Raw genomic sequence first — 25068 nt, 5'->3', positions numbered from 1 at the left:
GCAGCACTAGATGCAGGGGCAAATGGTATCGATATGGCAGCATCACCGGTAAGTGGTGGTACAAGTCAACCGGATATCCTTACAATGCTTCATGCAACAAAAGGAACAGATTATAATCTTGGTGATCTACAGCTTGATAAAGTTCTGAAGTATGAAGAGAGACTTAAAGAGTGCCTTTCTGATTACATGATACCACCTGAAGCAACACAGGTGTCACCTCTTATCCCATTCTCACCTATGCCTGGTGGTGCATTGACAGCAAACACACAGATGATGAGAGACTCAGGTGATCTTGAAAAGTTCGATGAAGTGATCTCTGCGATGAAAGAGGTAGTAGAGCGTGGTGGTTATGGTACATCAGTAACACCAGTGAGTCAATTTTATTGGCAACAGGCATACGCTAACGTTATGTTCGGACCATGGAAGCAGATAGCTCCAGGATATGGACGTATGGTACTAGGTTATTTTGGTAAAACACCAGTACAAGCTGATGAGGAGATCATTAAACTTGCATCTGACAAATTGGGTCTAGAACCTACCACAGAAAATCCTTTAGATATTGCAGATAGAGATGAAAGCAAATCTATCGCGCACTGGACAAAAGTACTTGAGGATGAAGGACTTGAAGTAACAGATGAAAATATTTTCATTGCAGGTGCTTGTGATCAAAAAGGTATTGCGTTTTTGAAGGGTGAAGGCCCTCTCATGGTAAGAAAAGGTAAAAATAATTGTAGCGGAGAAGCAGATATGGCAGGAAATTATACAGTAGTAGTAGATGGTAAACAATATAGTGTACAGGTAGCAGAAGGTGAAGGTGATATTCAAATTGCACCAGCACAAGTAAATGCAGTAGCAGAAGCTGCAGCACCGACAGTTGTATCAGGCGGAGCGGGAAGTGTAGAGATTAATTCACAAACGCCAGGTAATGTATGGAAGATCGTTAAAAATCCCGGTGAGACTGTAGCAGAAGGTGATGTGATCATGATTCTTGAAGCAATGAAAATGGAAATTGACATTACTGCACCTAAAGCAGGTAAAATAGCTACTATTAATGTTAATGTTAATGATTCAGTAGCAGATGCACAACTTCTAGCCACAATGGAGTAAGCATGAAGCTCAAACATCTTTTACTTTCGATGATGTTTGCTTTTACAGCACTCACATCAACAGTGCAAGCAAGCGTGCATGAAGCACCTGCTGCACCTGCACAAGAAGAACAAGTATATGAATCTAAATCAATTAGTACTCTTCTTGGAAGCTTTTTTGAAACTACAGGTCTCAATGCAATGGTAAACCCGAAAGAGGGCGTAAAGAATGGCCATGGTGAAGAGATGAGTTTCTTCTCTCAAAGTTGGGGTAAACTTATTATGTTTATCATTATCTTTATCCTTTTCTATTTAGCGATTGCTAAAGGCTTTGAGCCACTCCTTCTTATCCCTATCGCTTTTGGTGGACTTCTGGCCAATATACCTATTGCCAATATGACAGGTGATGAGGGAATGTTAGGTATTATCTACAATATGGGTATTGCTAACGAATTCTTTCCGCTACTGATCTTTATGGGTGTTGGAGCGATGACAGACTTTGGCCCACTTCTTTCTAACCCGAAAACAGCACTTCTTGGTGGTGCTGCCCAGTTTGGTATCTTTGGTTCATTAGTTGGTGCAGCAGCACTTTCTCAGTATACTGGAATGGTAGATTTTTCACTTAAACAATCTGCAGCGATCAGTATTATCGGTGGGGCGGATGGTCCTACTTCTATCTTTATCGCTTCGGCATTGGCACCAGAACTTCTTGGAGCGATCGCAGTTGCTGCATATTCGTATATGGCATTGGTTCCAGTGATCCAACCACCTATAATGAGAGCATTGACTACAAAAGAAGAGCGTCAAATTGTTATGAAGCCAACGAGAAAGGTAAATAGACTTGAAAAACTTATTTTCCCATTGATCGTCATCATGATGATTGCACTTATCTTACCGGATGCTGCACCACTTGTGGGTTCCTTTGCACTGGGTAACTTTGCAAAAGAGTCAGGTGTAGTTGATAGACTTTCTAATGAGATGCAAAATTCACTCATTAACATTGTTACTATTTTCCTTGGACTTGGTGTTGGTTCTAAACTTGCTTCAGATTCATTCTTGGTAGCTGAGACAATGGGTATTATGGTCATTGGTCTTATTGCTTTTGCTGCAGGTACAGCAGCGGGTGTGATCATGGCTAAGATCATGAACAAGTTCTCTGCTGAGCCTATTAACCCGCTTATCGGTGCAGCAGGGGTTTCTGCCGTACCAATGGCAGCAAGGGTAGTAAGTAAAGTTGGTTCTGAAGAAAAACCGGGTAATATTCTGCTCATGCATGCCATGGGTCCAAACGTGGCCGGAGTGATTGGTTCAGCTGTAGCAGCAGGTGTACTACTTTCTATCTTTAAGTAAGGTCGTTATACGTATTATGCTTCCTCATTAGAGGGAGTATAAGTTAGGAAATAATATATATTTTCTAACTTATGCTTTAGCATTATTAAAAAAAGAAAGAGATAGGATACTTATGAGTACTAAAACGCCCAACGGACTTGATAAACTAGGATTGAAAGATATCGGAGATGTCTATTACAATTTAAGTTATGACGAGTTGCAAGCGCACGAAGTAAACAGCGGAGAGTGTAAGATCTCAACATCAGGTACAGCAATGTGTGATACAGGAATCTTCACAGGACGTAGTCCAAAAGATAAATATTTTGTTGATCAGGCACCTTCAAATGAAAATATTGCCTGGGGTGATGTCAATGCCAAGATAGAAAAAGAGATCTATGATGAACTTCTTGATCTTACATTAACTCAACTTTCGGGTAAAAACATCTATGTAACAGATGTATATGCCGGAGCAAGTGCTGCAAGTAAGCGTTCTATACGTTTTGTTACTGAGGTTGCGTGGCAGGCGCACTTTGTTAAAAATATGTTTATTCGCCCTACAGAGTCTGAACTCGAAAGATTTGTTCCAGACTTTACTGTATATAATGCATGTAAAGCAGTAGATGAAAAGTATAAAGAACATGGATTGAATTCTGATGTTTTTGTTGTTTTTAATATAGAAGATAATGTTGCTATCATCGGTGGTACCTGGTATGGTGGTGAGATGAAAAAAGGTATCTTCTCTATGATGAACTACTGGTTACCACTTGAAGGTAAACTCTCTATGCACTGTTCTGCCAATGTAGGTGAAGAGGGTGATGTTTGTCTTTTCTTTGGACTTTCAGGTACAGGTAAGACTACTCTTTCTACTGACCCTAAAAGAGCACTTATCGGTGATGATGAACATGGTTGGGATGATCATGGAGTCTTTAACTTTGAAGGTGGATGTTACGCAAAAGTGATCAATCTTGATGAGAAATCTGAGCCGGAGATTTATGGTGCTATCATTAAAGATGCACTTTTGGAAAATGTTGTTGCAGACGGAAATGGTGAAGTTGACTACACGGATGGCTCTAAAACTGAGAACACACGTGTCTCTTATCCTATAGAACACATTGTAAACCATAAGAAAGATCTACAGGCAGCTCATCCAAATAACATCATCTTCCTTTCAGCAGATGCATTTGGTGTATTGCCTCCGGTTAGTAAACTGACCAAAGAACAGGCAATGTACTATTTCCTTAGTGGATATACGGCTAAAGTAGCTGGAACTGAGAGAGGTATTACTGAACCTGTAGCTACATTCTCTGCATGTTTTGGTGAAGCTTTTTTACCATTACACCCAACTGCATATGCTAAACTTCTTGGTGAAAAAATTGATCAGCATAATGTAAATGTTTATCTTGTGAACACTGGTTGGACAGGTGGTGCTTATGGTGTTGGTAAACGTATGAGTATTAAAAATACACGTGCTTGTATTACTGGAATTCTTGATGGTTCTATTAATGAGTCCGAGTTTGATACAACAAACACTTTTGGCCTTAAGATCCCTAAAACATTGAATGGTGTTGATACCGCTGTTCTAAATCCAAGTGTGGCTTGGAAAGACAGAGCAGAGTATGAAAAAACACGTGATAAACTAGCAGAGATGTTTATTGAAAACTTTAAGCGTTACAATGATGAAAGTAGTGAATTTGACTACTCAGCTGCTGGTCCACAACTTTAATCCAAATCTCCTTATAAAATCACTCTTATAGTCAATAAGAGTGATTATCTCTTCTTTAATCAATATTTCTGTATAGTTATACTAATAAAAATTATTAAAGGAAATAATATGGATGTAAATAAATGGAGAGCAACATGTAGACCTATCAGAATTGTTGCAGGGTTGGCACTTATTGGTTATGGTGTATACTCAGGAAACCAATGGTTCTATCTTGGTGTTATCCCACTTATTGCCGGACTTGTAAACTTCTGTCCAGCATGTATCATCACTAAAAAGTGTGATACACAAGCAAAATAAAACAAATGAGGAATTTCCTCACTTGTTTCCATCCTCGACGCTATGTATCAACACTCTTTTATTAATTCAACAATACTACTATTTAATAAAGTATAATTTCAAAATACATCACTTAAAAGGAAAAGGCTATGGATAAACTCACACAATATTTAGATGCTCATCCTCATGATGAACTTCATCCCTCAGACATAGCCAATCTTCTTAAAGATCTAGATGAAAAAAGTTTTTATGAAGCAGTACAGGCGATACCTAAAGAGCTTATTGCTGATGTTGCATTGGAACTTCCGGATAGATATTTTGAAGATATTATTGAATCTTTTACCACAAAAGAACTTGCAGATTCAGTTGCGGAACTTGAAAGTGATGACCAAACTGACTTTATGCAAGAACTTGAAGAAGTTGATGAAGGCATAGCTAAAGCAGTATTTAATCAGTTGGATAAAGATGATCAAGCAGATATCTTAAAGCTTAAACAGTATGATGAAGATGAAGCGGGTGCGTATATGCAAGTCGAAGTATATACGGCTAATTTACATCATACGGTACATGATGTAATTAGAGAATTTGCGCAATTAAGAAGAAAAGATGAACTTGAAAACGTAAATTATCTTTTTGTTACAGATGAAGAAAATATCTTGCGTTATGGTATAGGTTTAGATCACCTTCTCGTATTTAATTTTGATACAACGCTAGAAGAGAATATTAACGAAAATCCTGAAAAGTACAAGACAATTGTGGGATATGATCATGATGATATTCGTGATATTGTACAGAAGTTTCAAGAGTATGATCTATCGTCTATGCCTATTATTGATGAGAATGGCATATTGCTTGGGCGTATTACTTCAGACGACATCTATGATATCATTAATGAACAGGCAACAGATCAAATGTACCATTTGGCCGGTGTGAATGATGATGCAGAGGAAGATGAAGATATTTTTAAGGCAGGTAAAGTACGTGCAATATGGCTGGGTGTGAATTTGATCACGGCGATTATGGCTTCATTGGTTATAGGACTTTTTCAGGATACACTTCAAAGTTTTGTTGCTTTAGCTATATTGATGCCTATCGTTGCTTCTATGGGTGGTAACGCTGGTACACAGAGTCTTACCGTTGTTGTACGTCAACTCGCACTTGGTGACATTGCAAAACATGATGCATTTCGTACGATAAAGAAAGAAGTGATACTCTCTCTTGCAAATGGTTTTCTTTTTGCTATAATCATGGGTATAATAGCCTCAATGTGGTTTGATAAAGGGATGCTTGGCATTGTTATTGCAATCTCTATGGTTATCAATTTATTGAGTGCAGGTTTCTTTGGTGCCATGGTGCCATTGGTACTCAAAAAAATGGAAGTTGATCCAGCTATCGGAAGTACAGTGGTACTTACAACGGTGACGGATGTCGTAGGCTTCTTTTCGTTTTTAGGTCTAGCGACCTTGATATTATTATAAAGGTAAATTTACATACATGGATTTGTTAATTCTCTATTTCACTTTAGCTGTGGTGATATCGTTCATATGTTCTATTTTAGAATCAGTTTTACTCTCAGTCAATATGGCATATGTTTCAGTACTTGAAAAAGATCGGCCTATGGTAGGAAGACTTTTAAGAGGACATAAAACTAACATAAATAAGTCTTTATCTTCTATTTTAATACTTAATACGATTGCAAATACTTTGGGTGCAGCTGCAGTGGGGGCACAAGCAGAAAGTCTTTATGGTGTGGGTGCAGTATTGTATGTTTCTATTGTCTTGACATTTGCTATTCTTTTTTTGTCTGAAATCATTCCCAAAACTATAGGTGCAGTGTATTGGAAGTCTTTAGCGCCTATAGCTACGTATATAATTCATTTTTTCATTTGGATCACATACCCTATTATCATCTTAACACTCTTTGTTACCAATCGTATAAGTAAGGGTGTTGATACAACAAGTTTGACCAAAGAAGAACTTATACAGAGTACATTACATAGTGAAGATGATGGATTGCTTAAAGAACAGGAGTCTGATGTTATCGAAAATATTCTTCTTCTTGATACGATAAAAATCAAAGAGATATTAACGCCTAGAACAGTTGTTTTTGCCTTAGATGGAAGTAGAAGTATTAAAGATATCGTTGAGAGTGAACCAGCGATATTTAAGTTTTCAAGAGTACCTGTCTACGATGAGAGCATTGAAAATATTACAGGTATTGTAATGACTAAAAAGATCTTTAAACAAGGGCTTAAAGATGATAGTGTAGCGTTAAGCACAATACAAAAAGACATCTTCAAACTCTCAGAAAACTTACCTGTGTCTAAGGCACTTGATCTGTTCATTAAGAAAAAAGAGCATATGTTTTTAGTCCTTGACAGCTATGACCAGACTGAGGGTATCGTAACACTTGAAGATTGCGTAGAGACGATCCTTGGTGTAGAGATCGTGGATGAGAGTGACAGCGATGCAGACATGAGAGAAGTGGCAAAGCATAAAATGCGTATGAATCGCAGAGTAGACGGTGAAAAATAAAATGACTAAGATAGGAATGGTATGTCATTAGCTACGTTGGGGTTGTCTACAGATATCTTAAAAGCACTTCATGAAAAAGGCTATAGTGAGGCTACTCCTATACAAAAAGCACTTATTCCAGCCATGTTCTCACGTCGTGATATTATGGCTGGAGCACAGACGGGGACAGGCAAAACAGCTGGTTTTTCTCTACCTATACTACAAGAGTTAAGTAAAACTTTTGTAGAAGGACAACATTATCCTAAAGCAGTGATTATCGTTCCTACACGTGAACTTGCCCGTCAAGTACATGCTTCTTTTGAAGCGTATGGAAAATATCTACCTCTAAAAAGTATGGTGCTTTATGGTGGGGCTAATTTAACTTCACAAGCCAATAAACTCAAACTGGGTATAGATATTATTGTCTCTACTTCCGGACGTTTACTTGAGCATATCAATCAAAAGAATGTAAACCTCGAAAGTGTGGATTACCTTGTATTGGATGAGGCAGATACCATCTTAGACATGGGATTTGTACATGAAGTAGGGAAGATACTCCAATATCTTCCTCAAAGACGACAAAATGTGTTTGTCTCAGCAACACTCTCCGGAAGCGTTAAACGACTGGCAGAACAGATACTTCAAAAACCCAAACTAATAGAAGTAGACAGTATGGGAACTTCGGCACATTCAGTAGAGCAGATAGTCTATCCTGTTGATAAAGAGAAGAAAACAGAGTTACTCTCTTACCTTATCGGATCACGTAACTATAAACAAGTACTTGTCTTTGCACGTAAAAAAGAAGTGGCAGATGAAGTGAGCAAAGAGTTAAATCTTTCAGGGCTGAAAACAGCAGTCATTCATGGAAGTAAAAGTTCTGGAGAGAGGACTAGGGCATTAGAGGGCTTCAAAGAAGGGAAAGTGCGTGTACTTGTTGCAACAGATATCGCAGCACGAGGGTTAGACATACCCACTTTAGGTATAGTAATGAACTATGACATTCCTCATGTTACAGGAGACTATATACACCGCATAGGACGTACGGGAAGAGCAGGGGCTAAAGGCTTAGCGATTACACTCATCTCACCTGTAGAAATAGTAGCACTTAAAGATGTAGAACGTCTTATGGGGAAGAGTATACCTCAAGAAAAACTAGAAGGCTATGCACCTAAAGTTATACCTAAACAAAAAGGCGCACGTAAAAACCCCAACGAGCATAAAAATACAGATGGGGCTTTTGGTAAAAAGAAAATTAAAACAGCTACTGTACCTAAAAGTAAAAAACGTAAAACAACGAAGCGTGATGGGTTTAAAACATTTGATGCAGCTAAGCCAAAGGTGGAGAAGAAAGATAATAAACGCGGAAGAGGTAGAAAATAAGTCCCTATTCAGCGGTATATATTAGGCTCTAATCAGTTTCGATTTAAGATCCTTCAAGAGTGCTAAGGTTAGTGTGTCTCTACCATCGATGAGTTTCTTTCCGATAGTTAGTTTTACGCTGTGGAAAAGAAAAAGTTCTCCTGCATAGTTGATGCCTAAGATAAAAGTATAATCTCCAAAAGTAAATTTTTTCAACCCTTTTGCTTCAGGTTTCTGGGTAGGGTTTTTGATATAAAAACAGATTTCGTTGGGGAAGTCACTTGTACGATTATCGTTGTTATTTAAATATACTTCACCTAATTCAGATGTAACCTGAACGGAGAGCTTTTGGTCGAGTTCGTGTGTTATTATATTATATGATCCAAATGTAAATTGCATGAATGGGCCCTTGTGTATTAGATAAGATATTATAACCATGATTTAAATAGTTTTGAATGAATTTTTGTTTAATTAATAGGCAAATTCTTCATTGAGCGTGAGACTGTGTTATCGGTTAGCCTCACTTTGAACTTATTTGTAAACGATTTTAGTTATTTTATGTAGTTTATATTTCTTTTAAAGAAAATTTCCCGATCTCTTCTAAAAATGTAGTAGCATATGAGCCTTTAGGAAGATAAAACTCAACTGTAAGTTCTTTGGATTGACTGTCATACTTTGTTTCTACCTCTTTAGGCCATATCCATGCGAAACGCCGGTCACCCTTCAAGCTGCTTAGCTCCGTATCATCATACTCTTCTTCGAGATGATAGGCGTCACTTTTTGCACGTTCTGCATTAGCTCCACAAAGCAGACCTGTAGGAGAAATTTTTCCCTGCTTAAAACTTTGTGCACTTTGCAGCATATCTTTTACAAAGTTTGTTTTGCCGTAAGGATAAGGCATAGTGACATCACCTATAAAGAGTTTGAAGAATTGAGGTTGCTTAGCTAAGACTTTAACAAGTTCTATCGGGTATTGCAGTTTCTTTGCTGCTTCATCTGCTTTATTGTCAGTGATGATCGTTGAAAGCTTTACTCTAGAACTCAGCCATTTGTTATAGAGATAGCTTTGGTAGGCAGAGACGAGTAATTTCTCTTTACTCCCTTTAAGGCGTTTACCGGAGTGTGCTATCTCTTTACCCTGTAAATAAGAACGGCTGTCTTCTCCAAAGCGTTGGTAACCATAGTAATTTGGTATGCCGTTTACTTGCATTTTTTTTGCTGTAGTATTGAAAAACTTAGCATCTTTTTCAGAGATGTCGTGCAGGACGATTGAAAAACGATTGCCTTTGAGATGGCCTATCTTAATGGGTGTTTTACTATAACTACGTTCAAGTATCTCTATCTTCTCTGTTGTGAGGTTTTTGTTCAATTCTTTTTCATACTTCTTTGGAAGTGAAACATACTGTATGGTGGTTGCACTTTTATCTTTAAGGCCTGCATAACCGATATCACGCTCTTCAAGACCAGTTGCTTTAGCCAGAACAGTGATGAGCTTCCATGTACTCATGTCTGTTTTTTTGATTTTGAGGATAAGATAGTTTCCCGTACCTGTCGAAGGGTAAAGAGGGATCTCTTCAACGAAAAATCGTTCGATAGTCTGTTTAAAATCAAACTTGAGTGGTGTATGGTTATAGGCGTAGGTTTTAATGTGATTCATGGAGAAATTATAGCGAAATTATTATGTAGAGTGGGTATTTAACTAGATAAGATATGAGGGTGTTACTCCAAATAAAGAAAGATTATAAAATCCTCTATCATAGGTGTATTGTATAAGGTTTATTTTTCGTTCATATCAATTGTATTGTGATCTTTAATTTTTAACATTTTTTCCATTTTATGTGCCATCATTGGTTTTGCATAAATATAACCTTGCATATTTGTACAGCCATTTTCAATTAAAAAGCTCTTTTGTTCTTCCGTCTCCACACCTTTAGCAATAATATCAATATTAAAACTTTTCGAAAGTATGATCACTGCTCGTACAATACTGTCATCATCTTCATTATGGTGTAGATCTTGTATAAAAGTACGATCTATCTTTAACATATCAACAGGGAGACGTTTTAGATCAGAAAACGAAGTACAGCCTGTACCAAAGTCATCAATAGCAATTTTAATCCCAAGTTCGCTAATCTGTGTAAGCGTATCAATCACATTATTTGCATTCATTACGATCTGATTCTCTGTAATTTCAAGAGAGACCCATTCAGGTTTACATTCTGTCTCTTTCAGTATGGTCTTAAGTACAGGAATAAAATCTTCACGATAAAGCTGTTTCATTGAAAGGTTAAGTGCCAATACTCCTGGATTAAGACCTGATTTATACCACTTAACAATTTGTGTAAAGGCTTTTCTCATTACCCATTGATCCAAAGGTACAATGAATCCTGTTTCCTCAGCAAATGCAATAAATTTTGAAGGTGGTATGATTTTTATATGTTTGTGATTCCAACGTACCAATGCCTCTATGCCTGTCAATGCACCATTTTCACTATTGATTTGTGGCTGATAGTAAACAAGAAATTCGTCATTGTTTAAAGAGTGAAGTAATTTTTCTTCTAAATTCACACGTTCATGTGCTGTCTCTGTTAGATTACTTGAATAAAACTGATAGTTATTTCTTCCATTTTCTTTAGCCTTGTACATTGCAGTGTCAGCACAATGTAAAAGATTCTGAATACTGCCATTATTTTGCGGGTATAGACTGATACCTATACTACCAGAGACATATAGAACATGTCCATTAATATAAACTGGTTCAATTAAAGCCTCAAGAATTTTTTTTGCTAATATAGCTGCATCTGTTTTATCAAATAAATTTTCCATTAAAACGATAAACTCATCACCGCCTAGACGTGCTAAAACATCTTCTTTGCGAATAGTATCTTTTATCCGAGTTGCGATTTCGCAAAGCACTTGATCACCAGTTGCATGTCCCAAAGAATCATTAATAGGTTTAAATCTGTCCAAGTCTATAAACAATACTGCTAGTTCACGCGTATGCCGTTTAGCCATTGAAGTTGCCTGCTCCAATCGTTCAGTAAAAAATAGACGATTAGGTAAGCCCGTAAGGGTATCATTGTGTGCAAGACGATGAAGTATATCTCTCTCTTCTTGTAATGCCTTTTCCTCTTCCTTCTTATGTGAAATATCTCGGCATGTTACATAAATAATATCTCGATGGTTCATAGAGATGGGAGTTATTTTGACATCTATCCAAACATCTTCTCCATTTCGACCTGTATATACCCAATCAAAATTATGACTTCCATGGATCAAAGCAAAGCGCATCATTTTTTTTTCTTTTATCGATGATCTTTGTCCATCTGGTTGTCGTTCAGGAGAAATATCTGAAGGGAGAAGACCATATAATAAGTTTTTGTGTTTAAGCCCTAAGGAATCAACTACAGCTTTATTACACCCAATACATCTCCCATTTTCTAAAATCAATAATCCGTCAGTGGATGCTTCAAATAATGTCCCAAATAATAACTCTTGATCTATACGTGCTTCAAGCTTTTCTAACTTATTATATATAGGTGCTAACTTTTTCCCTTTTTTGATAGACAATTATTTTTCCTCCCCACTTTTCTTTCACAGAAAACATTATATCATTTATAAGAAAAAATAATATAAAATACATGTGCATAGTTATCATTTAACTTTCACGATATTGACATGATAGTATAAAAATGTCATAAAATAGTCAAAATATACAAATGATATTCTAAGATAATCATTTTTAAGTTTTTTTTAAGTTTTATCGGAGATGAGAATCATATCAAATTGCTATAAGTAAAAGATTGTGTCAGCCACATTTTCCTGGAGCGCATTTCATACCGTTAAATTGTCCTGTAAGTGTGCCATCAGTACTTCCTTCATGCATTTTGTCCATTCTCTCTTTCATCATCTGTGGATGTGCAATGAAGTTGTACCCTTTATAGAGAGTGATACCACCATAGAGTATGACCAGTAGGGCAGCCAGTTTCATCATGGTACCACGCAGTGAACCTTTTTGTAAGAATTTTGTGAGGAAGCCTAAAAAGAAAAGTGCAGGAATGGTGGCCAGGCCAAAGGTTGCCATCACTAATGCACCTGCAAGAGGGTCAGCTGTACTTGCTGCAAAAATAGCAAAAGCGTAGACAAGCCCACAAGGTATGATCCCATTGAGTAATCCTAAAAGATAAAAACTACTATAAGATGTTTTTGACATCAGTTGCTTGAAGCTGTTTTGATACCATGTATATTTGGAAACGGACCATTCAGCAGAATTTAGAAACTTTATATTACCAATGAGTGAAAGACCTGCAAGTACCATCAATATACCGGTTATGACGAAGAGTACCCCCTTTGTAGTAGGAGTAAATGCGACTACTTGTCCCACATATCCAAATACAGCACCCAATATGGCATAGGTCGTAACACGGCCAAAATTGTAGGCTAGGTGTGAAGCTGTTTGTTGTAGATAATTGGTTTTTTGGTCAATTTTGGTAGAAGAGTATGCAACTACAATGCCTCCGCACATACCGATACAATGTCCAACACTTCCTAAAAAGGCTGTTGTTAAGATGATAATTAAATCGATATTGCCCATTTACGACAGCCTCTTTTAAAAATAATATCAAACTATAGTATTATTTTGTTAAAATAGTGTTAATAATGTATGAGGATAGGATTTTGTTTAAAAGTTTAAAACGTAATATAATGAAAATGTTTAGAGAGCTGTTGGTCTACCATCATAGTTCTTTAGAATATAGAGCAAAAGTATTAACACTTATGATCGCATCGAATGGTGACGTATGTGAATGTGAGAAACAAAAACTTAAAGAGATAGCACATAGTATTTATGGTGATAATCATGAAAGAGCAGAACTTTTAATAGATACAGTTATGGAATATCATACAAAGATCATAACTAACAATGGCCTGAATTTTGAGCATCTTATCCAGTTGGTTGAAAAAGAAACTAAAGAAGTGCCTCGATTTACAGCAAAGATAGATATGGGGCTTATTATGCAACTACATGAATGTATGGACAGTCCAGATGATATTCTTTTTCAACGGCGTATTATAGAATTTTTACAAGGGCTTAAGGACGAGTATGGAATGGTATAAATTCATCATTTTTGGGAAAGTACAGGGTGTATTTTATCGCAAGTCTGTTTCGCAGGCTATGATGAAGAAGCAATATAAAGGATATATACAAAACCTTGATGATGGTACGGTAGAAGTGGTAGCTGAAGTGTTTGATGATGATTTTAATACTTTTATAGGTATTTTAAAAGAAGGATCACTATTGAGCTCAGTAGAGGATATTCAATATGAGATCATCAATGATGCAGAATTTGCAACTGATGGTTTTGAGATACGATATTAAATGTTATACAGGAGAGTCAAATGAGTAGCGGTTGGGGATGTCAGTTTATGGGTACAAAAGGTGATGATAAAGAGTGGTGCTTAAAACTCCACCATCACTGTGAACCAGGATGTAAAGGATGTATCATTGCTGGACAAGTGGAGTTCTCCACACCAAATATAAGTGAAGAACAAGAAAGAAAAGTCAAGAATCGTAGTGACAATCCTCTAGGTCAGAAGTAACTACGCCATCTCTTTTCCAAATTTCGCTTTGAGTTTTGCCAACTTCGGAGGAATCACAGCCATACAATACCCCTGCATAGAATTTTGACGGTAGTAGTCTTGATGATAGGTTTCTGCAGTATAGTAACATTCTAAAGGTTCTATGATTGTAACGATGGGGTCTTTGTAGTCCTTTTGTGCGGCCTCCATCGCAGCTTCTGCAGCCTCTTTTGTCTCTTCATCTGTGTAGAGTATAGTTGAACGATACTGTGTCCCTCTATCTGCACCTTGAGCGTTTAGTGTAGTAGGGTTGTGTACGACAAAGAAGATGTCAAGTAGAGTATCAGAAGTGATGATACTGTTATCATAGGTGATCTTGATGACTTCTGCGTGTCCTGTATCTCCGGTACATATATCTCTGTAGGTTGGGTTAAGTGTGTGCCCGTTTGCGTAACCACTTTCCACATCACTTACACCTTTAAGTAATTCAAATACTGCTTCAGTACACCAGAAACATCCACCACCCAGTATGAGTTCTTGTTTTGCCATTTTATATCCTTTTGAACCCCTGGAATAGTATTACTATTCGCCAAAGGTCTATTTATCTTATATTTATTTTATTTGCTATAATACCTAATGTATTAAAAACTAATCTAAATATGGAGTGTTTCTTATGAATGTTAATGTTGTATGTCCGCATTGTCTCAAAGTAAACCGTATACCTAAAAAAGCGTCTTATGCAAAAGCGAATTGTGGTGAGTGTAAGAATTCTTTATTGAAAAGTGCACCTGTAGCAGTCAATGCAGATAAGCTGGGTACTTTTATAGCTAATTCTGATATCCCGGTAGTGGTAGACTTTTGGGCACCTTGGTGTGGACCTTGTGTGCAGATGGCTCCAGCTTTTGAAGAAGTCGCTTTGGCAATGCCACTTAAAGCACAGTTTGTGAAAGTAAATACAGAAGAGGAACAAGCTTTAGGTACCCAGTATGGTATACAAAGCATTCCCACACTTATCGTATTTAAAAACGGTAAAGAGGTCGATAGAATGAGTGGTGCATTGAGTGCTGGCAGACTGCAAAGCTGGGTTAGGCAGTCTCTGTAGATGAGTAAAATATTATTACTGGAAGATGATGCCAACCTGAATGAGACGATTACAGAGTTTCTAGAAGAGAAAGGCTATGATGTGGTGAGTGTCTATGATGGATATAAAGCACAGGAAAAACTGTATGAGAGTAAGTATGACCTACTCCTTTTAGATGTCAACACACCGGGTATTAATGGTTTTGATCTTTTAAAAGAAGCAAGAGAAGGTAATGTGGTAGCACCCGCTATTTTTATCACTTCATTAGACTCGGTAGATGATTTAGAGAAAGGCTTTGACAGTGGTTGTGATGACTATATACGTAAACCTTTTGTACTTAAAGAACTTCATATACGTGTAGAGACACTCATTAAACGTGCGTTTTACCACGAATCTAAAGAGGTGATAGAGATTTCAAAAAATATCTCTTACGATATTAGGAATAATGAACTTATTATTGATGGTGAAACGGTATCTTTAGGACATAAAGAATCTATGCTGCTTAAACTCTTTATGAAAAATGAGGGTGAGGTGATCGTTCATGAGCGTATCTATGAACATTTGTGGGAATTCGATGAAGAACCCAGTGATACGGCACTTCGTACCTACATAAAAAATCTTCGTAAAATTATAGGTAAGGAAAGAATTGTTAGTATCAAGAAACAAGGCTACAAATTCACTGCTGAGAAGTGAGAAAAAATCTCTTTTTAGATTTTTAACACTATATGTAGCTATGGTCATATTTATGATCACACTTCTCTCACTATTTTATTATCAGAGTCAAGAGAAACTGATGCTTTCTGACCAGAGAGCCATGCTGACAAAATATGCTTACATACAGACAAGAAGACTTAAAGTATTACATCATTTCTTTGATGAGAGGACAGAATATCCTCGTGACCCCCGTTTTAAATCAGCTATTTATGATCTGGAACATATGAAAATATTTTCTTTACTTCAAGATGAAAATGTACGTTTTGATGATGAAGAGATATATATTATTAATGATCATATACATTTGGTGAAGATGCTGGATGAATTTTATTTGGGAACAAAGTATCTTATTATAGAAGTTGAAGACAGTGGTGAATGGAGAGGGGAGATCTGGAAAAACATTGTTGGTTTTGGCTTTTTGGCCTTTATATTATTTATACTGTTTGGTCTCTACCTTGCAAAATTGTTTTTAAGACCAATGCGTAATTCTATTGTACTCTTGGATAGGTTTATTAAAGATACTACCCATGAGCTTAACACCCCGCTCTCTGCAATATTGGCAAACATAGAGATGATGGATACAGATGTCATGGTAGAGAAAAATAAGACCAAACTGGCACGTATCAACATAGCAGCTAAAACTGTTTCTGTCTTGTACAAAGATCTAACCTACCTTACTTTAGATCAGGAAAAAGAGAATCATGATGAAGAAATAGAGATCAAAGAGCTTATTTATAATAGAGCAGAATATTTTGCTGTCTTGGCCCAGTCGAAACACATAGAGTGTAATTTAGACCTGGAAGAGGCTGGGATCACTATGGATAGACGTAAATTAACCCGTGTGATAGATAACCTTATCTCTAATGCAATTAAATACAATAAACGTAACGGTACCGTGGGGATACAATTGCGAGAAGGGTTATTGGTCATCTGGGATACGGGTATAGGAATAAATGAAGATAAAATACCTTTTATGTTTGATCGGTATATGAGATTTAATAACAGTGAAGGTGGTTTTGGTGTTGGTTTGAGTATTGTTAAAAAAATACTGGATGAATATCATATTTCTATAGAAGTAGAGTCAACAGAAGGAGAGGGTACAAGAATGGTGTTAAGATGGTAAAGTCTATGATCCTTTGTATAGTGTTGGTATCAGGGGTGTTTGCACAGGATGCTTATGAACGTCATTGTGTTGAATGTCATAAAGAGTTACCCACATCATTACAGCGTATGTTTATGCATTATCTTCTTGTTTATAGTGGTGAACATAATGTAAAAGCAGGAATGAAACATTATTTAAAATATCCTTTACGAGAGATCTCTGTTATGTCTGATCTTTTTCTTGATAGCTATGGTGTTAAAGAGAAGACTAAGTTGAGTGATCGTGACATTGATGAAGCTTTAGATATATATTGGCATAAGTTTAAGGTTTTTAATAAGTTGAAGTAGTTACAATAACTGTGGATAAGGTTAAATTATAAAAAAGGAAGAGAATGAAAAAATTAGTTACAGCACTTACCCTTGTGGCATTTGCTATGGTAAGTACACCTACAGTAGCGACAGCAAGTGTAGCAAAAGGGCAAAAAATTTATAAAAAGAAGATGAGGAAATATTGTGGATTCTCAGGTGTGAGATTTGCAAGAGAGCATACTCAGGATGAATGGGAAGAAATATATGAAGATGGTGAATTTAAAGCAGAAACAAAGAGACTTTGCCCTAAATTAAATATTAAGAAAATAAAAAAGTCATGGTGGGATAGTGTGTATGAATTCACTTATGAATATGGTACAGGTGGATCACACGTTCCAAAGTGTTAATACTAATGTAACTTCTTGAAGCAGTTGTTAACCTTCTGCTTCTTTCTTTATACACTTCACAATACTTTCACAATTACATGATATTATTACTCATCTAAAAATTAAAAGGATATATATGAATAATGTAACTAAATTGGCAGTAGCTGCCTTACTTGGGCTTACAGTACTTTCATCAACAGCATCTGCGGATGTAAAGAAGGGTCAAAAAATTTACCTTAAGAAACTTAAAGCTCCTTGTAATATAGGTGGTGCAACATTTGCTCAAAAACATACTCAGGATGAGTGGGAAGCAATCCATGAAGCTGGTAAGTTTGCAGATGAAGTAATGAAGATCTGTCCTAAGGTAAAAAAAGTAAAAGCTAAATATATTCCAGATGTATATGATTTTGTTTATGAATATGCAAGTGATTCTGGCAACGTACCAGCGTGTTAAGCTTTTTTATTATAAAATAGAGGTGTAGATTTACGTAATGTAAATCTTCTGAATGTTAACAAACAAACTAAAAGGAATGAAAATGAAAAAATTTGCAATCGCAATGTTATTTGCTGGATCTACACTACTTATGGCTGATGGTGCAGCTGCTTACGCTAAATGTGTTGGTTGTCATGGTGCAAACGGTGAAAAAGCTGCTCTAGGTAAATCTGCTGTTATCACAGGTCAAGATGCTGCTAAAACAGTTGAACAACTTAACGGATATAAAGCTGGTACTCTTAACCAAGCTGGTATGGGTGGTCTTATGAAAGGTCAAGTAGCTTCTATGGATGATGCTACGATCAAAGCTGTTGCAGATTATATTGCAGCAATGAAATAAGTTTTTAAACTTTTACATTCAAAAGCCTTCTGGCTTTTGAATACTCTCTTCTTTTTTTCAAATCTATCTCATATCAATAAATTTTATTTAATCTATCTATATTTTCAAATGATATTTCTGACTGTTTTATGTGGTATTAAAATGCTGTGGAATATATGTGAACATGAAAGTGAAGTGCTGGAGTAGTTTATCGGTGAGCATAAAGCCCACCGATAGTTAAGTTATATTAACAAGCAGGTTCGTTACCTGTGTCACTTGCATATTCATATGCAAATTCAAAAAGATGCGGTGTCCATTTTTCTTTATATGTTTCCATCGTTGGGCATACTTCTTTTACTTTCGCTTCAAATGTTCCTGCTTTAAAAGCATCTTCCCAATCTTTTTGTTTAAATGTTGCTGCAAACTCTCCACCGGTTTTATCTCCACATTGGCCTTTGATCTTTTTCCCATAGATCTTTTGACCTTTGTTAATGCTACCTGCATCTACAGTTGATGTAAGCATTGTAAAGCCCAAAAGTGCTGTAAGCGCTAATTTAGTTATATTTTTCATTGTATTCCTTTGATGTAAATAAGATTTTTTAGTATATCCTACTTATGATTATGTTCATATATTATATAGATGAATTTAATAAATTTTTTTTAATGGTCAAAAAAGTTACATAAATATTTATACTACATACTGTTCCCACATTTTCCTGCTTCACACTTCATAGGAGGTATTTCTTTTTTCGGAATTTGTTTCGTATTGTCCGATGAACATTTTGTACTTAACCTACCGGTCTCTTCTACACGGACACAGGCGTATAGCTCTTTGGTTGTCATAGCTTTGAGTACACATTCACGTCTGCTGTCCTTGTCTGTAAGTTGATTTAAAATGTTCATTTTCTTTTTTACCAGAACAGCAGAACCATCAACCATACTGGCACCACATTTTCCTGGTCCACATTTCATTCCGCCTTCAGTGAGTGATTCTTTTTTTTCTTTATCTGTACATCCTGATATAAGTAGTAGCGTAAAGAGTAGTATAATCGTTAGTGATGATCTCATTTTGTTTCCTTAGATTTTTTTAATTGATGTTTTTCATACATTTCGTAAAAAATAGGTATTAGCAGTAAGCTTAATATCGCTGAACTCACCACACCACCTATCATAGGTGCGGCTATACGCTGCATGACCTCGCTTCCAACCCCTGTTGTATACATGATGGGAAGAAGCCCTGCGAGAATAGCAAATACGGTCATCAGTTTAGGTCTTACTCTTTGCACAGCACCTTCGTAAATAGCATCTGAAAGGTGTTGTCTGTTAAAATCACCTCCCATTTTTTTACGCATTTCTTTGACGCTTTCCTGTAAATAAACGATCATGACTATGGCAGTTTCTGCGGCGATACCAAGAAGAGCCAAGAAACCGACTACCACGGCGATACTCATATTAAACTGTAGCATATACAGGTAGAGCAGACCACCAAGCAGGGCAAAAGGAAGTGTAAAAAATACAATGAGTGTAGGCATCATTTTACCTAGTGCAAAATGTATCAGTACGAATATGACCAAAAGTACAGTAGGGACTATCCACTTTATTTTTTTCATCGCTGATTCAAGATACTCTGATTGTCCTGCCCACTCTATATAATAGCCTGATGGAAGCTTTATATCTTGTAAATATTTGTCAGCCTGATCTTTGTATTTTATGGCACTCATTCCAGCCTGAGGGGTGATATAGATAAACGTTACAGGGGTAGCCATTTCGCTTTTTATGACAGAAGCACTTTCTCTGTATTCAATTTTTGCAAAGGTCGACAGTGGTACAAAGCCAAGAGGTGTTTTGATTTGTATATTACGTATGTCATCAAGATTACGACGTTCTTCTTCTTCAAAACGAAGTGCGATAGGGTAACGTTCCAAGCCTTTATACATGGTGGTGATCTTTTTCCCTCCTATGGCTGCTGAAGTATACTCATGTATGAGTGCTTTAGAGATATTATAACGCTGTAAGGCCTCACTGTCTATGTTGATGTCTATAAAGAATCCGGCACTTGCCTGATCAGAGAAAACAGATTGTGTACCTTTAAGTTCACGAAGTTTTGATTCTATTTGCATTGCTACTGACTGTAGACCTTCCGCATCCTTTCCGTAAAGTTTGATCCCTAGAGGAGTTCTAATACCTGAAAGTAACATATCAATGCGTCCTCGTATAGGATAGGTCCATGAATTTACTAGACCAGGTACCTGAAGGGCCTCTTCCATTTCCGCCATCAGTTTTTCATGTGTCATACCTACACGCCACTGTGATTTTGGTTTAAAGGTAATGATGGTTTCGATCATGCCGAGTGGGGCAGGGTCTGTGGGAGAATTGGCACGGCCTCCCTTACCAAATACGGTGGCTACTTCAGGGAAACTTTTGATGATCTTATCGGTTTTTTGTGTCAGTGCTTTACTTTGATCTACCGAGATACCATAAGGTGTAACGGGCATATACATGACTGTTTGCTCATTGAGCATTGGCATAAATTCCCAATTTAGTTTCTGGTAAAGAGGCAGGGTAAATGCAAGTGCGCCAAGGGCAAGCAGAATGACAAGATATTTAAGTTTTAGTCCATACACCAGAAGTGGATGATACAACCAAATAAAAAAACGATTGAGTGGGTTTTTTGTCTCAGGCATGATCTTCCCTCTGACAAAGTATATCATCAGAACAGGTACCAGCGTGACGGAGAGTATCGCTCCTGCTGTCATAGCAAATGTTTTTGTAAAGGCAAGAGGATTAAATAGCAAGCCTTCCTGTCCTGAAAGTGCAAATATTGGTAAAAAGGAGACGACGACAAGTGCCAGTGCGAAAAAGATAGGCCGTCCAACGAGTTGAGAAGATGTAATGATGGTCTTAATGCGTTCACCCTCATCAAGAGGGCTTCCTTTCTCTTCTTCTTGTCTATGTATGGATTTGTGGGCATTTTCTATCATTACGATGGATGCATCTACCATGGCACCGATGGCAATGGCAATACCACCAAGACTCATAATGTTCGATCCTATACCAAAAAGTTTCATGAGTAAAAATGGTAGAGCTATAGTCAGCGGAAGCACAATAAGCATGATGAGTGTCGAACGAAAATGCATCAAAAATAAACCGATAATAATGATGACGATGATACTCTCTTCCAAAAGAGTTGTTTTTAGTGTTTCTATAGCTGATTCTATGAGTCCTGAACGGTCATAGGTTGTGACAACATCTACTCCCTCTATTTTGAGTTCTGACATTTTAGACTTAATGCGTTTGATAGCAGCATAAACATCTTCACCATAACGTACCATCACGATACCACCGACAACTTCTCCCTGCCCATTGAGATCGGCAACACCGCGTCTGGCACCAGGCACCATCTCTACACGTCCCAATTGGGAGAGTGTAAGTGGTACGCCGTCTTTTGTTGTGACTACAAGTTGTCGTATCTCATTTAAGTCCTTGATATAGCCTTTTGCCTGCACCATCCATTCATAACCATTTTGTATGACGATACGTCCGCCGGTGTCGTTATTATTGTCTTTAAGTGTTTTGGAGATATCTTTGATAGAAAGATCGTATTGTACAAGTGCATCGTTGTTTACTGTGATCTGATAGGTCGGTACAAAGCCACCAATGCTGGCAACTTCACTTACTCCATCTACACCCATAAGTGCGTATTTGTAGTAGTAGTCCTGTAGAGTACGCAGTTCATCAAGACTTTTTGTCTGAGATGTGAGTGCATACTCATATGCCCAGCCAACACCTGATGCATCAGGTCCAAGCGTTACTTCCATTGTATCTGGGAGCTGACTTTGTATGGATGAGAGTTGTTCAAGTACACGACTTCTGGCCCAGTAGAGGTCTGTACCTTCTTTGAAGATGATGTAGATCAGACCATTTTCATAGGTTGAAAAGCCGCGTACTGTATCGATGTCAGAGATAGCAAGAAATTGTGAAACTAAAGGATAGGTTCCCTGGTCTTCTATAATTTCAGGACTTTGTCCTTTCCATGTCACTTGTACAATGACCTGTGGAGGTGAAAGGTCTGGAAGTGCATCCAGAGGAGTATTTCTCATTGCCCAGATGGAACCTACGATAAGGAAGAGTGTAGTCATCAAGACTAAAAAACGATTTTTAACCGAAAGAGCTATGAGTTTTTCTATCATATTATCGTTTCCTTATAGTGCGTTCTTGTACACTGCAACTGCTTGCATGAACCCACTGCTGGAGTGAGAATAGCGTTAGCATAGTGTTTTGGGCTTTGCTCAAAATTTGTCCCATAATTAGTAGATCCCATTAATTTGTGCATCAGAGTCCATCATGAAGAGTGCATTATTTACTAATGTGTCACCCTCATTGAGACCTTTGAGTATTTCATAATGTTGCGAATCTAAAGGCTTTATGTCAATTGCTACAGGTTCATATTCCCCTTTAAATTCAGTAGCAAGAAATGCATACCATGTCCCATTTTTACGTATTACTGCAGTGCGGGGAATCACAAGACGGCTTTTAGCTGGTGCTGATGCATGTACTTTTACATACATGCCCGGCTTTAACAGTGCTTGTTCATTGTCCAGAGTCAGTCTCAATGTAGCAGTAGCTTCCTTAGCATTTAGTACAGGGTAGAGCAGGGATTTTTTTGCTGTAAATACTTTATGGATGCCTTTGGGTTCAACACTGAAATGCTCAAGGAGTGAGAATTTTTCTATCTCATTCTGATAAAGTTTTACTTCTACCCATACCTTTTCCAGGTTTACGATCTGAAAGAGCTTTTTTTGTGTGCTGAAAGATGCACCCTGGTTAATATTTTTTTCAAATATCCATCCGGACTGTGGTGCATAGATAGTGGTAAGTTCATTAACTTTTCGTTCCTCTTCAATACGTTTTATCTCTTCATCACTTACACCTAAAAGACGCAGTTTTGTTTGGGCACTCTGAAGCATCTGAGGTGACGGACGTTTTGCATTAAATGCCAAAGAGTGTAAGTAGTCTTGTTTAGACTGGTAGACTTCTGGAGAATAGACTTCTGCCAAAGCCTCCCCTTTTTCTACTTTTTTATAAAGTGTATCAGCAAACAGTTTTGTTACATAGCCTGAAAACCATGCATGTATATCAATTTTTCGTGAGTCTTCTGCAACGATATATCCATAGTTGACCTGTTTTTTGGATGTGGTCAACATGTTGACTTTTGTGGTCTTCACATTAAAAAGCTGTTCTATGGTTGGGATAGGTTCTTCTTTAGTTTCAGCCTGTAAAAACAGTGTAAGAAGTAAAAATGTGAGTGTTGTCTTGATAGATGTAAGGTTCATTACAGTTCTCCTATAAGAGATTTGAGTCTGGCCTGTGTCCGCAGGAATTCTGCTTTTATAGAGATACGCTGTTCTTCAAGTGCCAGTTTTTGTTCTAAAAGGTTGGTATATGCAAACATATCACCACCCTTTTGTATACTGGACTGACTCAGTTCAAACATATGCTCAAGCTGAGGGAGGCTTTCATTTTGGATGATGTTGTAGATCTGATATGCTTCAGTGAGTTTGGCATAGATGATATCTATCTCACTCTCGAGTGAAGATTTATAATCTAGAGAATCACTTACTGCAGCCAAGACTTCTTTACGGGCAGCTTCAGATCTGAGTTTTTCTGAGCCATAAAGAGGTAGAGAAAACCCTACAGTGACAGAAGCATAATCAGGATAATCTGAACGGTTAAAATAGCCTACTTTTACATAGGGATCTGGATTGATACTTAAGTCTTGAATGGCTTTATTTGCATCAGCAACATTTTTTTTAGAGAGTTTCATGTTATAATTTGGATTATTCTGTGATTTAGAGAGATAATCATATAATGGTTTGGGACGATTAATATGTAATCTATCTGAGATAGATGAGACTTTACCCTGTACAAGGTATTTAAGTTTGGCTTTTTGGCTTTTTAAGAGCATTTTATAGCGTTCAGCTCTTATTTTTATCTTAGAAAGCATCAGACTTGCAGACATACTGTTTGTATGACTTTTATTTTCAGTGGATGCATAGGACGTATAGAGATCTATATTTTGTTTTGCTACAGCCTTATACCTGTTTACAATATTGATACGAGCTTCGAGTTCTTTTATCGTATATGCTGTCATACGTATCTCTTCAGAAAGTTTTAATTTTGCCACTTCATAAGAGTCCATTATTACACTTCTTTGTGCCTGTGTAAATGTTTTTCGTGCATCTAACTTACCAAACCATGGGAACTTCTGTTGAAAGTTGATGGCATTGTACTGCATAGGTTCAAGGCTACGGTCAGAAGGGTTGTCGAACTGTATGTCATTGATCGTGAGTGAAAGGTCCGGGTTGGAGAAGTTTTGACTCTCTTCTATACGCTCATCCATTGCAGACAGACGGTATTGTATGGTTTGGAGCGAAGGGTGTTTTTTGATTGATTGATCAATAAGTTGGTGAATACTTTGTGCCCGGACTAAACCTGCAGCCAATAATATAAACAGCATAATGCGCATGATATCTCCTATATTTGCTTTTCATAGCTTTAGATTTATGGGTATTGTAATATAAGTCTGTGTACAGAACGTGCAGCAATCATTCAAATAGAATAGGGGTAAAAATACAAAAAAATATAAAACCTATAGATTTACTTGACATTGAAAATATTTTTGGCTAATATACCCACATATAATTAAATGAGCACTTGTAAAAACCCTAGAAGTTTACATTGGACAAGGGCATTGCACATTTTCTTGGTACTTTGTTGTCTCCCCTATTATTGTTAACAAAGA

27 protein-coding genes are annotated in these 25068 nt (G+C 37.1%); 17 read left to right on the top strand and 10 right to left on the bottom strand.

Going from position 1 to position 25068, the window contains the following annotated elements; translation table 11 throughout:
* From ABYK33_RS03365 to ABYK33_RS03335, 7 genes are all read left to right on the top strand, one after another.
* Window positions 1-1107, top strand: a 1107-nt coding sequence (locus ABYK33_RS03365) for a biotin/lipoyl-containing protein (RefSeq protein WP_373031529.1), incomplete at its 5' end; no start/stop codon positions are given.
* 2 nt (window positions 1108-1109) lie between these two features.
* Window positions 1110-2435 (top strand): sodium ion-translocating decarboxylase subunit beta, encoded by a 1326-nt coding sequence (locus ABYK33_RS03360; protein ID WP_373031528.1) that lies wholly within the window; start codon window positions 1110-1112, stop codon window positions 2433-2435.
* 112 nt (window positions 2436-2547) lie between these two features.
* A complete protein-coding gene (gene pckA / locus ABYK33_RS03355; protein WP_373031527.1) occupies window positions 2548-4137 on the top strand; it encodes a phosphoenolpyruvate carboxykinase (ATP) in 1590 nt (529 codons plus the stop codon).
* 108 nt (window positions 4138-4245) lie between these two features.
* Entirely contained in the window at window positions 4246-4434 is a 189-nt protein-coding gene (locus tag ABYK33_RS03350) for a DUF2892 domain-containing protein (protein WP_373031526.1), read from the top strand.
* 128 nt (window positions 4435-4562) lie between these two features.
* Window positions 4563-5891 (top strand): magnesium transporter, encoded by a 1329-nt coding sequence (gene mgtE, locus ABYK33_RS03345; RefSeq protein ID WP_373031525.1) that lies wholly within the window; start codon window positions 4563-4565, stop codon window positions 5889-5891.
* Between the two features lie 16 nt (window positions 5892-5907).
* On the top strand, window positions 5908-6948 hold the full coding sequence (locus ABYK33_RS03340; RefSeq protein WP_373031523.1) for a CNNM domain-containing protein: 1041 nt from the start codon (window positions 5908-5910) through the stop codon (window positions 6946-6948).
* A gap of 21 nt (window positions 6949-6969) precedes the next feature.
* Window positions 6970-8307, top strand: coding sequence for a DEAD/DEAH box helicase (locus tag ABYK33_RS03335; RefSeq protein ID WP_373031522.1), 1338 nt, complete (start codon window positions 6970-6972; stop codon window positions 8305-8307).
* Between the two features lie 21 nt (window positions 8308-8328).
* Here the strand turns inward: ABYK33_RS03335 and ABYK33_RS03330 are convergent, their stop codons facing one another.
* The 4 genes from ABYK33_RS03330 to ABYK33_RS03315 form a co-directional block, all read right to left on the bottom strand.
* On the bottom strand, window positions 8329-8685 hold the full coding sequence (locus ABYK33_RS03330) for a hypothetical protein (protein ID WP_373031521.1): 357 nt from the start codon (window positions 8683-8685) through the stop codon (window positions 8329-8331).
* Between the two features lie 166 nt (window positions 8686-8851).
* The gene (locus ABYK33_RS03325) at window positions 8852-9943 is read right to left on the bottom strand and encodes a tRNA pseudouridine(13) synthase TruD (protein WP_373031520.1); all 1092 of its coding nucleotides are present in this window, start codon (window positions 9941-9943) and stop codon (window positions 8852-8854) included.
* A gap of 119 nt (window positions 9944-10062) precedes the next feature.
* A complete protein-coding gene (locus tag ABYK33_RS03320; RefSeq protein WP_373031519.1) occupies window positions 10063-11856 on the bottom strand; it encodes an EAL domain-containing protein in 1794 nt (597 codons plus the stop codon).
* Between the two features lie 238 nt (window positions 11857-12094).
* The gene (locus ABYK33_RS03315; protein ID WP_373031518.1) at window positions 12095-12880 is read right to left on the bottom strand and encodes a sulfite exporter TauE/SafE family protein; all 786 of its coding nucleotides are present in this window, start codon (window positions 12878-12880) and stop codon (window positions 12095-12097) included.
* Between the two features lie 83 nt (window positions 12881-12963).
* Here ABYK33_RS03315 and ABYK33_RS03310 point away from each other — a divergent pair, with 83 nt between their 5' ends.
* Genes ABYK33_RS03310 through ABYK33_RS03300 form a run of 3 tightly spaced genes read left to right on the top strand, consistent with a single transcriptional unit; the run spans window position 12964 to window position 13884 of the window.
* Entirely contained in the window at window positions 12964-13401 is a 438-nt protein-coding gene (locus ABYK33_RS03310; protein ID WP_373031517.1) for a hypothetical protein, read from the top strand.
* Entirely contained in the window at window positions 13388-13663 is a 276-nt protein-coding gene (locus ABYK33_RS03305) for an acylphosphatase (protein ID WP_373031516.1), read from the top strand. Before ABYK33_RS03310 ends, ABYK33_RS03305 begins: the two co-directional genes overlap by 14 nt.
* A gap of 20 nt (window positions 13664-13683) precedes the next feature.
* Entirely contained in the window at window positions 13684-13884 is a 201-nt protein-coding gene (locus ABYK33_RS03300; protein ID WP_373031515.1) for a hypothetical protein, read from the top strand.
* Here the strand turns inward: ABYK33_RS03300 and msrA are convergent, their stop codons facing one another.
* Entirely contained in the window at window positions 13885-14412 is a 528-nt protein-coding gene (gene msrA / locus ABYK33_RS03295; RefSeq protein WP_373031514.1) for a peptide-methionine (S)-S-oxide reductase MsrA, read from the bottom strand.
* A 124-nt stretch (window positions 14413-14536) separates the two neighbouring features.
* On the opposite strand from msrA, the gene trxC reads away from it, so the two are divergent.
* The 7 genes from trxC (at window position 14537) to ABYK33_RS03260 (ending at window position 18287) form a co-directional block, all read left to right on the top strand.
* The gene (trxC, locus tag ABYK33_RS03290; protein WP_373031512.1) at window positions 14537-14965 is read left to right on the top strand and encodes a thioredoxin TrxC; all 429 of its coding nucleotides are present in this window, start codon (window positions 14537-14539) and stop codon (window positions 14963-14965) included.
* Window positions 14966-15637, top strand: coding sequence for a response regulator transcription factor (locus ABYK33_RS03285; protein WP_373031511.1), 672 nt, complete (start codon window positions 14966-14968; stop codon window positions 15635-15637).
* A complete protein-coding gene (locus ABYK33_RS03280; RefSeq protein WP_373031510.1) occupies window positions 15591-16781 on the top strand; it encodes a sensor histidine kinase in 1191 nt (396 codons plus the stop codon). Before ABYK33_RS03285 ends, ABYK33_RS03280 begins: the two co-directional genes overlap by 47 nt.
* Complete coding sequence (locus ABYK33_RS03275; RefSeq protein ID WP_373031509.1) at window positions 16775-17107, top strand: hypothetical protein; 333 nt, start codon at window positions 16775-16777, stop codon at window positions 17105-17107. The genes ABYK33_RS03280 and ABYK33_RS03275 overlap by 7 nt, the downstream gene beginning before the upstream one ends.
* Window positions 17108-17151: 44 nt before the next feature.
* Window positions 17152-17475, top strand: a complete 324-nt coding sequence (locus ABYK33_RS03270; protein WP_373031508.1) for a hypothetical protein — start codon at window positions 17152-17154, stop codon at window positions 17473-17475.
* 115 nt (window positions 17476-17590) lie between these two features.
* The gene (locus ABYK33_RS03265; RefSeq protein ID WP_373031507.1) at window positions 17591-17908 is read left to right on the top strand and encodes a cytochrome C; all 318 of its coding nucleotides are present in this window, start codon (window positions 17591-17593) and stop codon (window positions 17906-17908) included.
* An 82-nt stretch (window positions 17909-17990) separates the two neighbouring features.
* Complete coding sequence (locus tag ABYK33_RS03260) at window positions 17991-18287, top strand: cytochrome c (RefSeq protein WP_373031506.1); 297 nt, start codon at window positions 17991-17993, stop codon at window positions 18285-18287.
* A 226-nt stretch (window positions 18288-18513) separates the two neighbouring features.
* Here ABYK33_RS03260 and ABYK33_RS03255 read toward each other — a convergent pair whose 3' ends face one another.
* From ABYK33_RS03255 to ABYK33_RS03235, 5 genes are all read right to left on the bottom strand, one after another.
* Window positions 18514-18837: a cytochrome C gene (locus tag ABYK33_RS03255; RefSeq protein ID WP_373031505.1), complete on the bottom strand. Its 324-nt coding sequence runs from the start codon at window positions 18835-18837 to the stop codon at window positions 18514-18516.
* A gap of 122 nt (window positions 18838-18959) precedes the next feature.
* A complete protein-coding gene (locus ABYK33_RS03250; RefSeq protein WP_373031504.1) occupies window positions 18960-19334 on the bottom strand; it encodes a hypothetical protein in 375 nt (124 codons plus the stop codon).
* Entirely contained in the window at window positions 19331-22456 is a 3126-nt protein-coding gene (locus ABYK33_RS03245; protein WP_373031503.1) for an efflux RND transporter permease subunit, read from the bottom strand. Before ABYK33_RS03245 ends, ABYK33_RS03250 begins: the two co-directional genes overlap by 4 nt.
* A 117-nt stretch (window positions 22457-22573) precedes the next feature.
* Entirely contained in the window at window positions 22574-23599 is a 1026-nt protein-coding gene (locus ABYK33_RS03240; protein ID WP_373031502.1) for an efflux RND transporter periplasmic adaptor subunit, read from the bottom strand.
* The gene (locus ABYK33_RS03235; RefSeq protein ID WP_373031501.1) at window positions 23599-24792 is read right to left on the bottom strand and encodes a TolC family protein; all 1194 of its coding nucleotides are present in this window, start codon (window positions 24790-24792) and stop codon (window positions 23599-23601) included. The genes ABYK33_RS03240 and ABYK33_RS03235 overlap by 1 nt, the downstream gene beginning before the upstream one ends.
* Between the last annotated feature and the right edge of the window lie 276 nt (window positions 24793-25068).

The sequence above is a fragment of the Sulfurovum sp. genome, assembly GCF_041562805.1.
GTDB lineage: Bacteria > Campylobacterota > Campylobacteria > Campylobacterales > Sulfurovaceae > Sulfurovum.
Note: the sequence above shows the minus strand (reverse complement) of the source record. Positions and strands in the feature narration are given on the sequence as shown.